Below are 13,817 nucleotides of genomic sequence, written 5' to 3'. Positions count from 1 at the left end.
CTGCACTCACGATCCGGCATCACTCATGCCCTACGGCTTGATATGGATCGGGAGTGAAACATGTCCAAAGACGCCAAGCCCGCGCAGAAGCGCATCGATCAGTTCCTGTCTGGCCCCGGTGGACGGGCGGACGACTGGCGCGATCTGGTGGAAGCGGCAAAGGTGTGGGCCCGCGGCGGCGATCGTGCAAAATACGATGCCGCGCTGGCCGATCTGTCTGTGACGGAAGAGTTTCACGGCTATCCCGGTCTGCAACTGATGGGGGCCCTGCGGGAAGCAGCCGCCACTGGCGATGCGGCAACGTCGCTCGCCCTCGCGACGCGGCTGACACAGGCCCTGACGACGAGGTCCTTCCGCCAGCATACCGGCGACTGGAATGTGAATGATGAGGACAATGGCGACGCCTCCGATCTGGTGCCGCAGATGTTCGGGCAGCACACCGCGCGTCGCCCCTACTTCGAAACCCTGATCGTCACCGGCCTCTCGTCCGCCAAATGGCTCGCGCTCGCCAACGAATGGCGCAAGCTGCGGCGTCCGGTCGATCAGTTCGTCTATGAGCCGGTCATCGTCGGCAGCCTCGAAGACGCCTTCTGCGCCACGATGCTGAACCCCAACATCGCAGCCGTCGTCATCAACGAAGGCTTCACCCTGCGCTCGCGGCACGATGCCCCGGTGCTCCGCACGTTGACGGCATCGGCGGGACTGAATGACGAGTCCGACGCGTCAGCGCTCCGGCTGGCCCAAATCGTCAAGCGGGTCCGTCCCGAGCTCGACCTTTATCTCATGTCCAACCGCGACGTGGAGGAGATGGCCGGAAATCCGGAAGCAAACGTCGTTCGCCGCATCTTCTATTCCATCGAAGATCTGCTCGAGCTGCATCTCTCGATCCTCGAAGGCATCCAGGACCGCTTCGACACGCCGTTCTTCGACAATCTCAAGAAATATGCGCAGCGTCCGATCGGGACGTTCCATGCGCTGCCGATCGCGCGCGGCAAATCGGTTTTCAAGTCGGACTGGATTCGCGACATGGGCGAATTCTACGGCTTGAACCTGTTCCTGGCCGAGAGCAGCGCGACCACCGGCGGCCTCGACAGCCTGCTGGAGCCGACCGGAACCATCAAGAGAGCGCAGGACAAGGCGGCGCGCGCGCTTGGCGCGGATCGCGTGTTCTTCGTGACCAACGGTACCTCGACCTCGAACAAGATGGCGGTGCAGGCGCTGCTCGCGCCCGGCGACATCGCGATCGTCGATCGCAACTGCCACAAGTCGCACCATTACGGCATGGTGCTGGCCGGCGCCCAGCCGATCTATGTCGAAGCGTTCCCGATGACGGCATATTCGATGTATGGCGCGGTGCCGCTGAAGACCGTCAAGCAGGCCCTGCTGAATGCGAAGGCGGATGGCCGGCTCGACCGCGTCAAGATGCTCGACCTGACCAACTGCACTTTCGACGGTCACATCTACAACACCCGCCGGGTGATGGAGGAATGCCTCGCGATCAAGCCCGACCTGATCTTCCTCTGGGACGAAGCCTGGTTCGGCTTTGCGCGCTTCTCGCCTTACCTGCGGCGGCGCACCGCGATGGGCGCCGCCAATGAGATCGAGGCCTGGATGCACGACCCGAAATCGGTCACGGCCTACGAGAAGCAGCAGGCCGAGCTCGGCAAGAACCCGTCGAACGAGGTGCTGCTCAAGACCCGGCTGATTCCCGATCCGCGTCAGATCCGCCTGCGCGTCTACCAGACCAACTCGACCCACAAGTCGATGTCGGCGATCCGGCAGGGCTCGATGCTGTCGGTCAAGGACGTCGAATTCCATACGGTCGAGCAGCAGTTCAAGGAGGCGGTGTTCACGCACGCATCGACCAGCCCGAACCAGCAGCTCATCGCGAGCCTCGACGTGTCGCGGCGCCAGATGGAGCTCGAGGGCTATGGTCTCGTGGCCAATGCGATGGAGATCGCGTTCGCTATCCGTAATGCGGTCAACAACAATCCCCTGATCTCGAAATATTTCCGCATCCTTGGTGCGGACGCGATGGTACCCGCGCAATACCGCCAGAGCGGCTTCACCGACTATCTCGCGGCCGGCACGAACTGGGCGAACATCCTGAAGAGTCTGGACGACGACGAGTTCTGCCTCGATCCGACCCGGATGACGCTGGTGTGCGGCACCGCCGGTTACGACGGCACGCAGTTCAAGGGCATCCTGGCGAACGAGTACAACATCCAGATCAACAAGACCTCGCGCAACTCGGTGTTGTTCCAGTCCAACATCAACAACACCCGCAGCGACGTCGCGCATCTGGTGAGGGTGCTGGCCGAGATCGCGGGCGAGGTCGACCGCGGACTTGTCCAGGGTGGCGCCAATGCGAAGAAGACATTCGAGGCGCGGGTCAAGAGCCTGATGACCGACGTGCCCGACCTGCCGAACTTCTCGCATTTCCACGATAGTTTCCGCGGCGATGCCGGCACCAAGACCAACGAGGGCGATATCCGCAGCGGCTTCTACTCGGCCTATGACGCAGCCGGATGCGAATATATCCGGCTCGGCGATCCCGAGATCGACCGCCGCCTGAAGGCCGGCCCCGATCTCGTCTCGGCCAGTTTCGTGATCCCGTATCCGCCGGGCTTCCCGATCATGGTGCCGGGCCAGGTCATCACCCAGGAAACCATCGACTTCATGCGCAAGCTCGATGTGAAGGAAATCCACGGCTACGACGCCAAGGAAGGCTTGAAGCTCGTACGCACCGAAGCCTTGGCGAAGATCGGCCGGCCCAAGCCGGGCGCCACGCCGAAGCTGAAGGCCGCATCATAACAGGGGACGGTCATGCAAGGCTTTTTCACGTTCTTGCAGCAGAACCCGTTTCTGCTGCTGTTCTTCGTCGTTGGCCTTGCCGTCTGGATCGGCCGGGCCAGCATCAAGGGCTACGGCCTCGGCATGGTCGCCGGCGCCATCGTGGTCGGCGCCGGGCTGGCGGTGTGGGCCTCGACCTACGGCGTGAAGCTCGAGCTCAACAACTTTGCAAAGAGCTTGTTCTATTACCTCTTCATGTACGGCGTCGGCCTGCGCGTGGGGCCGTCCTTCATCAACAGCCTGAAGGGCGATGGCCTCAAGTTCTGCATCTTGGCGCTGGTGTCCAGCGTCCTTGGTCTGGCGCTCGTCGTCATCTGTTCAAGACTCTTCGCGCTTCCGATCGGCGCGGCTGGCGGCATGCTGGCGGGGTCGCAGACCATGTCGGCCGCAATCGGCTCGGCCGAGCAGGCGATCACCTCGGGCGTCGTCAAGCTTCCTGAAGGCATGAAGCCCGAGGATGCGTCGGGCATGATCGCGCTGTCCTACGGCATCACCTACATCTGGGGTACCGTCGGCATCATCCTGATCTGCAAGTACCTGCCGCGGTGGTGGGGCGTCGATGCCAAGGCGGCGGCCAGGCAGTACGAGAAGGAGTTTGGCGTCAAGGATCTCGAGGGCGGCGGCCTGACCGGTTATCGGCAGTTCGGTCTGCGTGCCTATCGGCTGGAAAATCCGACGCAGGTCGGCATGAGCATCGCCAAATTCCGCTCGATCCATCCGGAGTACCGGATCGTCAACGTGGCGCGCGGCGGCGAGCCGCAGGGAGCCGATCCTGCGTTCGTGCTGCAGAAGGGCGACGTCGTCGCGCTCGGCGGCTCGACGGAGCATCTCACCGACAAGATGGGCCTGATCGGCCCCGAGGTTGCCGACACCACGGCGCTGGGCATTCCCATGGATCAGGCCGACATCCTCGTCACCAACAAGGAGATGGTCGGACGCACCTTTGAATCCTTCCGCGACACGGCGATCGCCGGCCAGTTGCAGGTCACCAAGGTCGAGCGTGGTGGTGTACCACTTGCCGCCGGTCTCAAGACCGAGCTGCAGCGGATGGACATCGTCTCGGTAGTCGGCCTCAAGTCGGCCGTCAACGAACTCGGCGAGATGTGGGGACGCATCGCGCGGACCAATACGTCGACCGACCTGCTGACGCTGGCCGCGGGCATGATCCTCGGTTTCTTGATTGGCATGATCGAATTTCCGGCCTTCGGTGCCAAGATCGGTCTCGGCAATGCCGGCGGTCTGTTGCTGTCGGGCGTGATCGTGTCGTCGCTGGTCTCGCGGCTGCGCTTCTTCGGCAATACGCCGAACGCGGCGCGCAACGTGCTGGAGGACCTCGGTCTCGTGGTCTTCGTCGCCATCGTCGGTGTCAATGCCGGTGCCGGATTGCTGGCGCAGCTTACCGGTGCCGTTGCCTTGAAGATCTTCGTCGCCGGCTTCATCGCCTGCACGATCCCGCCGTTCATCGTCTGGGCGATCGGCTATCACGTCTTCAAGATCAACCCGGCCGTGCTGATGGGCGGCGTTGCCGGCGCGCGGTCGCACTCCGGCCCGTGCCGCGAGGCCGCGGTGGAGATCCAGAGCTCCGTGCCCTGGATCGGATTTCCGGTCGGCTACGCGGTGTCGGGCATCCTGCTCACCGTGTTCGGTTACTTTGCGATGATCCTGGCCTAATAGCTCGACGTCATAACCAGAGGAGAACGTGAGACATGAGAAAAGTCGCCATCTATGCCGCCTTGGCCGTCTCGCTCGCGGGCGTCGCCGGTTTCAGTACGTCATCGCGTGCCGACACCGGCCAGGTTGCCGTGGTCTTCACCAAGGGCGGGTTCATCGTCGGCGTCGGTGGCGGCGAGGGCGTTCTGCTGTACCGGGGCAAGAAATATCCCTTCACCGTCTCAGGCATGAGCGTCGGCTTCACGATCGGCGCCTCGACCACCAAGCTCGTCGGGCGCGCACTCAATCTGAGGGGGCCGGAGTCGATCGAAGGCTCCTACGCGGCGGGCGGCGCGGGCGGCGCGGTTGCCGCGGGCGCCGGAGCCGTTCAGTTGCAGAACGGCAATGGCGTCATCCTCCAGCTCAGCGGGCCGAAGGTCGGCGCGGAAGTATCGGCTGCGGTTGGCGGCGTCACGATCCGGCTGAAATAGGCCCGGGAGGGCGCTCAAGCTAAACGGGCTGCGTCATCGCAGCCCGTTTCGCGTTTCAGTAGCGTTCCTCGACGAACTTCAGGCCGCGCAGGCTTGCCTGGTCGTTGTAACGTCCCTTGTGGGACCGTGGCGGAAGCTTGACCTTCTCCCGCTTGACTTCCTTGTAAGGGATAGTTCTCAGGATGTGCGAGATAACGTTGAGCCGCGCTCGCCGCTTGTCGTCGGAGCGGATCAGTCGCCACGGTGCATGCTTCGTGTCGGTCGCCTCGAACATCATGTCACGCGCGCGCGAGTAATCGTACCAGCGCCCGAACGACTCGGTGTCCATCGGGCTCAGCTTCCACTGCCGCAGCGGATCCTCGATACGCGCCTTGAAGCGGAGCTCCTGCTCCTCCATCCCGACCTCGAGCCAGAGCTTGATCAGGACGATGCCGGCGTCCACGGCGAATTTCTCGACCAGCGGACACAATTCCAGGAAGCGCTTGTGTTCGGTCGGCGAGCAGAAGCCCATGACGTATTCAACGCCGGCGCGGTTGTACCAGCTGCGGTCGAAAATCACGATCTCACCGCCGGCCGGGAATTGCTCGATATAGCGCTGCAGGAACAGCTGGGATTTCTGCCGGTCGGAGGGCGCGGGCAGGGCGCAGACACGGAACACGCGCGGGCTCACCTTTTCGGTCAGCGCCTTGATGGTCCCGCCCTTGCCGGCCGCGTCGCGCCCCTCGAAGATGATGATCACCTTCAGTTTCTGGGCTCTGACCCATTCCTGAAGGTGACACAACTCGACCTGGAGTTTTTCGAGCTCCTTCTCATAGTCCTTCCGCTTCATCCGCTCCACGGGCGCGTCATTGGCCATGCTCAATCACCCCAGGAAATGGTCACGCCGATGTCGCCGGGAACACCGCCTGGAAAATCGATGATCTGATACGCGATGCGATAGCCGCGCGGTTTCAGGTAATCGCTCCAGAGCTGGAAGATTTCCTTCGGAATTCCGGTCAGGGTGTTCTCCCAGCCCGCTTCCATCTGATTGATAGCGCGGCCCTTGTCGGTGCACAGCGTGTTGGGGAAGCGATAGACCTGAACCTCGGTCAAGCCGTTCCGCACCGCACGCTGGATGATCGTCGAGGCGAGCTTGATCTTCTCGTCCTCGGTCTTGCCAGAAGGCTTGCTGAGGCGTTCAATGAGGGCGTGTTTCTCGGCTTCGGCGGCGGCGGCAAGGCGCGCATATTCGTCGGCCTTCGCTGCCTCCTTGAGGGCTGCTTCCTTGCGGATCTGCGTGGCGCTGGGGATGAGATCATCGATGCCGGGCATGGCAGGCGGCTCCTGTTGTTGCACGTCAACTTTCAGGCGAGGCTAGGTGGGGCCGTTCCAGGCCCGTTGATCCAAATCAAGCAATTGCGCCACCCGATACCGACACTGCATTCGACGCATTCAAGTGGAAACGCGCCTGTCGAGGAGAGAACGTTGAGCGAGCAACTTCATCCGATGGCCCCGCATCATCTGCCGTTCTATCTCGCGCCGGGAAGCGGGGTGGACCCGCTGATGGTGGTGATGGGGATCTTCCTGATCGGCACCGTGCTCTGGGTGGGCACGCTCTATTGGAAGCTGCACAGCCTGCCTGAGCGCATGGCGCACAAGTCGCAGAAGCTGCAATTCGAGATCGTGGCGGTGCTGGGCATAATCTCGCTCTTTACGCACTTGCACATTTTCTGGGTGGCCGGCCTGCTGCTCGCGATGATCGACCTGCCCGATTTCGGCACGCCGCTGCGCAGCATTGCCGGCTCCGTCGAGAGGATCGCTGACGCCGCTCCGGGCGACGGGCGCGAACCCGAGCAACCGAGCCCCCCACCGGCAGAGAAGTCAGTCCCCAAGGAGAAGGAGCGCAGCCATGTTTGAGCTCATGTTCTGCTCCCTTCTGACCATCCTGCCCGACTATCTCTACCGCCGCTATGCGCAGGGCAAGCGCTTCGGCAAGGAGATCACGTTCTTTTCCATCTGGTACGAGCTGCGATGGGGCATCACCGGCTGCCTGATGCTCACGGTGTCGCTCATCACCATGATCTTCTACTTTCACCCGTCAACGACCTCGGCGACGCTGTATTACCGTACGGTGCCGATCCTGCCCGAGGGCTCCGGCCGGGTCGCGGAAGTCAATGTCGGCTACAGCCAGGCGGTGAAGAAGGGCGACGTACTGTTCACGCTGGATAGTTCGAAGCAACGCGCGGCTCTGGAAACCGCCAAACGCAAGATCGCTGAGGTCGATGCGTCGCTGACGAGCGCGGAATCCGACGTGGTCAAGGCCGAAGCGCAGATCCAGGAAGCCAAGGCCAACCTTCAGCAGGCCAAGGATGAACTGGACGTCAAATCCGAGTTGCAGCGTCGCAATCCCGGCATCGTGCCGCAGCGCGACATCGAAAAGCTGCAGGTGCTCGTCGATCAGCGGCAGGCTGGGGTCGACTCCGCCACGGCTTCGAGGCAGTCGGCAGCCTTGCGCGTTTCAACGCTCTTGCCGGCCGAGAAGGCCAGCGCCGAAGCGACGCTAGCCGAGGCGCAGGTGGATCTGGACAAGACTTTTGTCCGCGCCGGCGTTGACGGGCGTGTGGAGCAATTCCTGGTCCGCGCCGGCGACGTGGTCAATCAGCTGTTGCGGCCGGCGGGTGTGCTGGTTCCGGCGGGCGCCGGCCGGCAGAGTCTGCAGGCGGGCTTTGGCCAGATCGAGGCTCAGGTCTTGCAGGTCGGCATGGTGGCGGAAGCAACCTGCATATCGAGGCCGTGGGTTATCATTCCGATGGTCATCACCAATGTGCAAGACTACATCGCGGCCGGACAGTTCCGCAGCGGAGAGCTACTCGTTGAGGCGCAGAATGTCGTGCGGCCCGGTACGATCCTGGCATTCATGGAGCCGCTCTACAAAGGCGGCCTTGACGGCGTGACGCCGGGCAGCAGCTGCATCGTCAACGCCTACACCAGCAATCACGAGGAGATCTCGGCGAAGGAGACCAGCACCGGCCGGGCCATTGTCTTGCATGTCGTCGACGGCGTCGGGCTGGTGCATGCGCTGCTGCTGCGCATCCAGGCGCTGCTGCTGCCGATCAAGACGCTGGTGCTGAGCGGGCACTGAGGTCCCAGGTCGGATTGTTTCGCGAATGGACCGTCCTGCGTGCAGCTTGACTGCGTCCTCGGTACTGTCGAAGCGGCCCAGTTCTCGCTAGAATTGTGGTCCGGAGGCGCCGGAGCGCGGCCGAGGCGGAGGGGAGCGGGCGCATGATCAGGGCGTCGGTCAAGCAGTGGCTGGTTGCGACCACGCTGTTGGGTCTCGGCCTGTTGCTCGCCGCGTGCATGCTGTCTGGGCCCGCGCGAGCCGCTGAGCCCGGCTCGGCTGCGCGCAGCGAGCCAAAGCGCGTGCTGATCCTGCATTCCTTCGGCCGCGAGTTTCGCCCCTGGAGTGAATATGCGCGGAGCATCAAGGCCGAGCTCGAGCGGCAATCGCCCTGGCCGCTCGACGTCCAGGAGCACACGCTGCTCACCGCCCGTTTCAACAGTCCGGGCCCCGAAGCGCCTTTCGTCGATTATCTCGGTTCGCTCTACCAGGGCAGGCCGCCCGATATCGTGCTGAGCATCGGCGCACCTGCGGCGCGGTTCGTGCAGAGATACCGTGCGAAGCTCTTCCCGGAAACGCCGACGGTGCTGACCGTGGTCGAACAACGGCTGGTGAACCGCCTGGACCTCACCGACAATGACGTGGTCGTGTCCGTCCGCAATGATTTCGTGGCGGCCTTCGAGAACATTCTCAAGCTCTTGCCCGATATCAAAACGGTCGCCGTTGTGGTCGGTGCCTCGCCCCTCGAGAAATTCTGGATCGACGAGGTGAAGCGGGAGTTGAAACCGCTGGAAGGCCGGCTCGACCTCGTCTGGTACTCCGACCTGCCGTTTGAGGAGATCCTGAAGCGCGCATCGGTGCTTCCGCCTCATTCCGCGCTGTTCTGGGGGCTGATGTTGGTCGATGCCGGCGGCATTGTCCACGAGGGCGATATCGCCCTGCACAGGCTGCATGCTGTCGCGAACGCGCCGATCTTCTCGTATCAGGAACCTTTCTTCGGCGACGCCAGCGTCGGCGGGCCCATGCACTCCATCGCCGAAACCAGTTCGAAGACCGTCAGTGCCGCGATCCGGATCCTCGGCGGCGAGAAGCCGGCCCGCATCAAATACGAGCCGATCGGATTCGGGCCGCCGAAATATGATTGGCGGGAGTTGCAGCGCTGGGGGATCGGCGAGAGCAGTCTGCCGCCGGGCAGCGAAATCCTGTTTCGTGAGCCGGCCCTCTGGGATCGCTATCATTGGCAGATGCTGCTGATCGCGGCCGTGATTTTGATACAGGCCGGCTTCATCGGCGGACTTCTGAGCGAGCGCCATCGCCGCCAGTTGGCCGAGATCGAGTCGCGACAACGCCTGACCGAACTCGCCCACGCCAATCGGTACTCGGCCGTCGGCGAGTTGACGACGTCGATTGCCCACGAGCTGAACCAGCCGCTCGGCTCCATTCTGACCAATGCCGAGACGGCGGAGCTTATGCTCAAAGCCACTTCACCCGACATCAACGAGATCCGCCAGATTCTGGCCGACATCAGGCGCGACGATCAGCGGGCGTCCGAGGTCATCCGCAGGCTTCGAAGCGTCCTGAGGAAGCGGCCGTTTGAAATCAAGGACACCGAACTGAACGACACGGTACGGGAAGCAATCGGCCTGGTGACGGCGCTCGCCGACGGGCGCCGGATCACGCTGGCTTACGCGCCAGCCGCTGCGGAGCTGCACGTCAAGGGCGACCCCGTGCAGCTGCAGCAGGTCGTTCTCAACCTGATCATCAATGCGTTGGATGCGGTCTCCGACGCGGACATGAAGAAGCGCGAGGTCGGCGTATCGACCGGGCGCGCCGGGGGCCACGCCGAGATCCGGATCGCCGACACCGGTTCGGGCATTGCGGTCGGCGACCTCGCGAACATCTTCAATCCATTCTTCACGACCAAGCCTCAGGGCATGGGTATGGGGCTCGCAATCGTCAAGACCATCGTCGAGGCCCATCACGGCACCATAGCCGCCGAGAACCAGCCGTCGGGCGGCGCGCTGTTCACGATCAGGCTCCCGATCATCCACTAGCGCAGACGTTTAGCGATCCGGCGGCGCGGCATTGCTCTCGCGCCTCAACAAGGCGGCCAAGCAGGCCTTCGTTGATCTTGATCAATAAACGCCCATGCCGTGGCCCGATCTTGGTGGCCGGAAAGTTCGATGGAGGATGGCATGTTTCGCTGCGGCAAGATCCTGATGACGCTTGCGTTGATGCTGACGATGCCGATCACCGCAACCGCGCAGACGGCTGACAAGCCGGCGGCGCCGAGCACGCAGGCACAGCCCGCAAGTCCGCCTCCGCCGAGCGCCGAACTCCTGAAACCCGAGCAGCTCGAGGCGCTGGTGGCGCCGATCGCGCTCTATCCCGACGAGCTGCTGGCCAATGTCCTGGCGGCATCGACCTATCCGCTGGAAGTGGTGCAGGCCGATCGCTGGCTGAAGGAGCGCAAGACGCTGAAGGGCGAGGCGCTGAAGGCCGAGGTCGACAAGCAGGCCTGGGACGACAGCGTCAAGGCGCTCGCCAGCACCCCCGATGTGTTGTCGATGATGAGCGACAAGCTCGAATGGACCCAGAAACTCGGCGATGCCTTTCTCGCCCAGCAGCCCGACGTGATGGACGCGATCCAGCGCCTGCGCAACAAGGCCTATGACAACAAGAAGCTGGTCACGACCAAACAGCAGAAGGTCAGCGTTCAGAGCCAGGAAGGCAAGCAGGTTGTCGTCATCCAGCAGGCCGATCCCGCCGAGATGTACGTGCCCTATTACGATCCGGCGACGGTCTACGGCACCTGGCCCTATGCGGAGTATCCGCCGTATTACTGGGGATATCCGTCCTATATCGGCGCCGGCGTGGTTGCGGCCGGCATTGCCTTTGGCTCGGCCTGGGCGATCGGGCGCTGGGGCAGTTACTGGGGCGGCGGCTGCAACTGGGGCAACCGCAACGTCTACGTCAATCATCGCACCACCAACATCGCCAACGGCTGGCAGCACAATCCGGCGCATCGCGGCGGCGTGCGCTATAACAACACCAACGTCCAGCAGCGTTTCGGCAACAACAATGTGAGGGCGGGCGCGTCGGACCGGATGGATTTCCGCGGCCGTGACGGCAACCAGGTGCTGCGCCCGAGCCAAGGTGCGGGAGACCGGGCTGGAGATCGCGCCGGCGACCGTGCCGGTGATCGTGGCGGTCCGGGTGACCGTGCAGGAGATCGTGCTGGTGATCGCGGTGATCGTGCCGGCAATCGCGGCGACCGGCCCGGCGGCGGCGATCGTGCTGGCGCGGGAGATCGTGCCAAGGGTGGTGGAGATCGCGCCAAGAATGCAGGCAAGAATGTGGGTAAGGGCGGCGGCGATCGTGCAAAGGCTGCGAATCGAGCCGGCGGCGGCGCTGCCGCCAATCGAGGCGGTGGCGGCAATCGCGGCGGTGCGATGAACGTCTCGTCGGGCCGGGCGGCGGCCGCAGCATCGGCGCGCGGACGCTCCAGCATGGCGAGCATGCCGCGCGGCGGTGGCGGCGGAAGCTTTGCCGGGCGCGGCGGCGGTGGCGGAATGGCCATGCATGGTGGTGGTGGTGGTGGCTTCCGTGGTGGTGGAGGCGGAGGAGGAGGCCGCGGCGGTGGCGGCGGTGGGCGGCGCTCCGACATCGCGCTGAAGCATGACATCGTCCTGCTCGGCCATCTCTCTAACGGCCTCGGCTATTATCGCTTCAGCTACATCGGCAGCGACAAGGCCTATGTCGGCGTGATGGCGCAGGAGGTGGAGAAGGTGATGCCTGACGCCGTGACGCGCGGCAGCGATGGTTATCTGCGCGTCTATTATGACAAGCTTGGCCTGACATTCCGCACCTACCGCGATTGGCTCGCCGACGGCGCGAAGATCCCTGCGGAGGTGACGCCATGATCGGCCTGAAATCGCTCCATCGTGCGATCCTGCCGGGCGTGGTGGCGCTCGCCATGCTTGGCTCGGCGGCACAGGCGCAGCAATCCTACAAGACACCGGAGGATGCGGCCGCCGCGCTCGCGGCCGCAGTCAAAAGCGGGCCGGGCGACATTTTGAAGGTGCTCGGCAGGGCCGCCGAGGATATCGTCTCGTCCGGTGACGAGGTCGCCGACAACGACATCCGTCAGCGCTTCACGTCGATGTACGACGCCAAGCACGGCATCAAGGCGGAGGGCAACAAGACCGCGACCTTGATACTGGGGCCGGACGATTTCCCGTTTCCGATTCCGCTGCTCAACACCAAGACAGGCTGGGCGTTCGACACCGACGAGGGGCGGATCGAGGTGCTTCGCCGCCGCATCGGCCGCAACGAGCTCGACGCGATCCAGACCGCGCTTGCCTATGTCGATGCCCAGAATGAATACGCCGACAAGGATCGCGGCGAGGGCGCTGGTGTCTACGCGCAACGCTTCCTTTCCACGCCCGGCAAGAAGGACGGCCTGTTCTGGCGTGACGACAGTGATCCGAGCCCGCTCGGCGCGCTGGTCGCGGAGGCCTCGGCCGAAGGCTACAAGCAAGGCACAGGCGAGGCACCCGCGCCTTATCACGGCTACTACTTCCGAATACTGAAAGGCCAGGGTTCCGACGCGGCCGGTGGCGCGCTCAACTACGTCGTCAAGGGCAAGATGATCGGGGGCTTCGGACTGATCGCTTGGCCCGCCGAATACGGCAATTCCGGCGTGATGACGTTTCTCGTCAATCATGCCGGCACCGTCTACCAGAAGGATCTCGGCAACCGCACGGCGGTCATCGCCGAGCGCACCACGCTGTTCGATCCCGACCAGACCTGGAAGAAGGTCGATGCCGCGAAGCCATAAACCGGAACGCATGCGGCGCGCGACCGCAATCGGCCTTGCCGCGCTCGCGCTCCTCCTGCTCGCGATGCCGGCCACGCCGTCGTTCGCGCAAGCGAGCGGCCATGTCCAGGTGAGGTTCGTCAAGGCTGGCCTGCTGGTCGGAGGCGGCACCGGCAGTGGCGTGCTGAACTACCGCGGTCGGAATTATCCCTTCAAGGTCTCCGGCTTGAGCGTCGGCATCACGGCCGGTGCGACCGTCGGCAGATTTGATGGCCGGGCATCAGGCATCCGCGATGTCGGCGACTTCGTCGGCACCTATAGCTCCGTCGGCGGCGGCTTCGCACTCGTCGGCGGCGTCAACGGCGCCCATCTGCGCAACGAAAAGGGCGTGACGATCGTGCTGCAAGGCCCGAAGGCCGGACTTGAGCTCGCCTCCAACATCAGCGCGATCACGATCGCCTGGAAGTGAGCGCCTCGAGCCTGGGGTTACCGGGCCGCGATGGCCGTCATCTCGAGTTTGACGCCTGGACCGAGATCGGCCACGCCGATCGCAGCGCGCGCCGGCAGGTGAGCTTCCGCAAAGTGCGCCTTCCAGGCCGCATTGAACTCCGCCTTCTCCTTCAGGTTGGTCATGAAGATGGTCACCTGCAAGACGTTGGCGAGATCGGAGCCGAGCGTCGTCAACAGGCGCGCCAGCTGCCCGAGGACGTCGTTGGCCTGGCCCGACATATCGAGGCTGGTGTCCTCGGGGACGATCCCGCCGATGTAGAGCACGCCATTATGCTCGACCACTTCGTGGAGGAGTCCTTCGTAGGGCAAGACGCGCTGGATCATGATGAACCGATGCTGCTGTGGGGATGGGCGGCATATCGCACATTTCCATGTCGATGTCGTTTGAAGAGAT

General features: G+C 63.7%; 12 protein-coding genes. 9 read left to right on the top strand and 3 right to left on the bottom strand.

Features of this window, described 5'->3' with window-relative positions:
- Positions 1-60 precede the first annotated feature (60 nt).
- Genes AB7535_RS24960 through AB7535_RS24950 form a run of 3 tightly spaced genes read left to right on the top strand, consistent with a single transcriptional unit; the run spans position 61 to position 4,994 of the window.
- Positions 61-2,814 carry a beta-eliminating lyase-related protein gene (locus AB7535_RS24960; RefSeq protein ID WP_085402450.1) on the top strand — a complete coding sequence of 918 codons (2,754 nt, stop codon included), beginning with the start codon at positions 61-63 and terminating at the stop codon, positions 2,812-2,814.
- Positions 2,815-2,826: 12 nt separating this feature from the next.
- Entirely contained in the window at positions 2,827-4,524 is a 1,698-nt protein-coding gene (locus AB7535_RS24955) for an aspartate:alanine exchanger family transporter (protein WP_063981861.1), read from the top strand.
- 35 nt (positions 4,525-4,559) lie between these two features.
- Complete coding sequence (locus AB7535_RS24950; RefSeq protein ID WP_063981862.1) at positions 4,560-4,994, top strand: hypothetical protein; 435 nt, start codon at positions 4,560-4,562, stop codon at positions 4,992-4,994.
- A 55-nt stretch (positions 4,995-5,049) separates the two neighbouring features.
- Here AB7535_RS24950 and ppk2 read toward each other — a convergent pair whose 3' ends face one another.
- Both ppk2 and AB7535_RS24940 read right to left on the bottom strand, forming a co-directional pair.
- Complete coding sequence (gene ppk2, locus AB7535_RS24945) at positions 5,050-5,850, bottom strand: polyphosphate kinase 2 (protein ID WP_085402452.1); 801 nt, start codon at positions 5,848-5,850, stop codon at positions 5,050-5,052.
- 2 nt (positions 5,851-5,852) lie between these two features.
- The gene (locus tag AB7535_RS24940; protein ID WP_028149181.1) at positions 5,853-6,305 is read right to left on the bottom strand and encodes a hypothetical protein; all 453 of its coding nucleotides are present in this window, start codon (positions 6,303-6,305) and stop codon (positions 5,853-5,855) included.
- A 174-nt stretch (positions 6,306-6,479) separates the two neighbouring features.
- Between AB7535_RS24940 and AB7535_RS24935 the strand changes: the two genes are divergently transcribed.
- The 6 genes from AB7535_RS24935 to AB7535_RS24910 all read left to right on the top strand — a co-directional run bounded on the left by AB7535_RS24935 (position 6,480) and on the right by AB7535_RS24910 (position 13,382).
- Positions 6,480-6,890: a hypothetical protein gene (locus tag AB7535_RS24935; protein WP_063981864.1), complete on the top strand. Its 411-nt coding sequence runs from the start codon at positions 6,480-6,482 to the stop codon at positions 6,888-6,890.
- Positions 6,883-8,115: an HlyD family secretion protein gene (locus AB7535_RS24930; RefSeq protein WP_063981865.1), complete on the top strand. Its 1,233-nt coding sequence runs from the start codon at positions 6,883-6,885 to the stop codon at positions 8,113-8,115. The genes AB7535_RS24935 and AB7535_RS24930 overlap by 8 nt, the downstream gene beginning before the upstream one ends.
- Positions 8,116-8,258: 143 nt before the next feature.
- Positions 8,259-10,148 carry a sensor histidine kinase gene (locus tag AB7535_RS24925; RefSeq protein ID WP_085402453.1) on the top strand — a complete coding sequence of 630 codons (1,890 nt, stop codon included), beginning with the start codon at positions 8,259-8,261 and terminating at the stop codon, positions 10,146-10,148.
- A 141-nt stretch (positions 10,149-10,289) separates the two neighbouring features.
- Positions 10,290-12,017 carry a DUF3300 domain-containing protein gene (locus tag AB7535_RS24920; protein WP_085402488.1) on the top strand — a complete coding sequence of 576 codons (1,728 nt, stop codon included), beginning with the start codon at positions 10,290-10,292 and terminating at the stop codon, positions 12,015-12,017.
- On the top strand, positions 12,014-12,934 hold the full coding sequence (locus AB7535_RS24915) for a DUF2950 domain-containing protein (protein ID WP_085402454.1): 921 nt from the start codon (positions 12,014-12,016) through the stop codon (positions 12,932-12,934). The genes AB7535_RS24920 and AB7535_RS24915 overlap by 4 nt, the downstream gene beginning before the upstream one ends.
- Complete coding sequence (locus AB7535_RS24910; RefSeq protein WP_063981868.1) at positions 12,918-13,382, top strand: hypothetical protein; 465 nt, start codon at positions 12,918-12,920, stop codon at positions 13,380-13,382. Before AB7535_RS24915 ends, AB7535_RS24910 begins: the two co-directional genes overlap by 17 nt.
- A 17-nt stretch (positions 13,383-13,399) precedes the next feature.
- On the opposite strand, the gene AB7535_RS24905 is transcribed toward AB7535_RS24910, so the two are convergent.
- On the bottom strand, positions 13,400-13,747 hold the full coding sequence (locus tag AB7535_RS24905) for a RidA family protein (protein WP_038958155.1): 348 nt from the start codon (positions 13,745-13,747) through the stop codon (positions 13,400-13,402).
- Positions 13,748-13,817 lie beyond the last annotated feature (70 nt).

Source organism: Bradyrhizobium sp. 956_D2_N1_4 (assembly GCF_052076025.1).
Lineage (GTDB): Bacteria > Pseudomonadota > Alphaproteobacteria > Rhizobiales > Xanthobacteraceae > Bradyrhizobium > Bradyrhizobium barranii.
This window is presented reverse-complemented; position numbering and strand designations above follow the sequence as displayed.

What these genes read in the sequence shown, in the direction of transcription:
- AB7535_RS24960 (WP_085402450.1), top strand. Translation starts at nt 61, where the DNA reads ATGTCCAAAGACGCCAAGCCCGCGCAGAAGCGCATCGATCAGTTCCTG.
- AB7535_RS24955 (WP_063981861.1), top strand. Translation starts at nt 2,827, where the DNA reads ATGCAAGGCTTTTTCACGTTCTTGCAGCAGAACCCGTTTCTGCTGCTG.
- AB7535_RS24950 (WP_063981862.1), top strand. Translation starts at nt 4,560, where the DNA reads ATGAGAAAAGTCGCCATCTATGCCGCCTTGGCCGTCTCGCTCGCGGGC.
- ppk2 (WP_085402452.1), bottom strand. Translation starts at nt 5,850, where the DNA reads ATGGCCAATGACGCGCCCGTGGAGCGGATGAAGCGGAAGGACTATGAG.
- AB7535_RS24940 (WP_028149181.1), bottom strand. Translation starts at nt 6,305, where the DNA reads ATGCCCGGCATCGATGATCTCATCCCCAGCGCCACGCAGATCCGCAAG.
- AB7535_RS24935 (WP_063981864.1), top strand. Translation starts at nt 6,480, where the DNA reads ATGGCCCCGCATCATCTGCCGTTCTATCTCGCGCCGGGAAGCGGGGTG.
- AB7535_RS24930 (WP_063981865.1), top strand. Translation starts at nt 6,883, where the DNA reads ATGTTTGAGCTCATGTTCTGCTCCCTTCTGACCATCCTGCCCGACTAT.
- AB7535_RS24925 (WP_085402453.1), top strand. Translation starts at nt 8,259, where the DNA reads ATGATCAGGGCGTCGGTCAAGCAGTGGCTGGTTGCGACCACGCTGTTG.
- AB7535_RS24920 (WP_085402488.1), top strand. Translation starts at nt 10,290, where the DNA reads ATGTTTCGCTGCGGCAAGATCCTGATGACGCTTGCGTTGATGCTGACG.
- AB7535_RS24915 (WP_085402454.1), top strand. Translation starts at nt 12,014, where the DNA reads ATGATCGGCCTGAAATCGCTCCATCGTGCGATCCTGCCGGGCGTGGTG.
- AB7535_RS24910 (WP_063981868.1), top strand. Translation starts at nt 12,918, where the DNA reads ATGCCGCGAAGCCATAAACCGGAACGCATGCGGCGCGCGACCGCAATC.
- AB7535_RS24905 (WP_038958155.1), bottom strand. Translation starts at nt 13,747, where the DNA reads ATGATCCAGCGCGTCTTGCCCTACGAAGGACTCCTCCACGAAGTGGTC.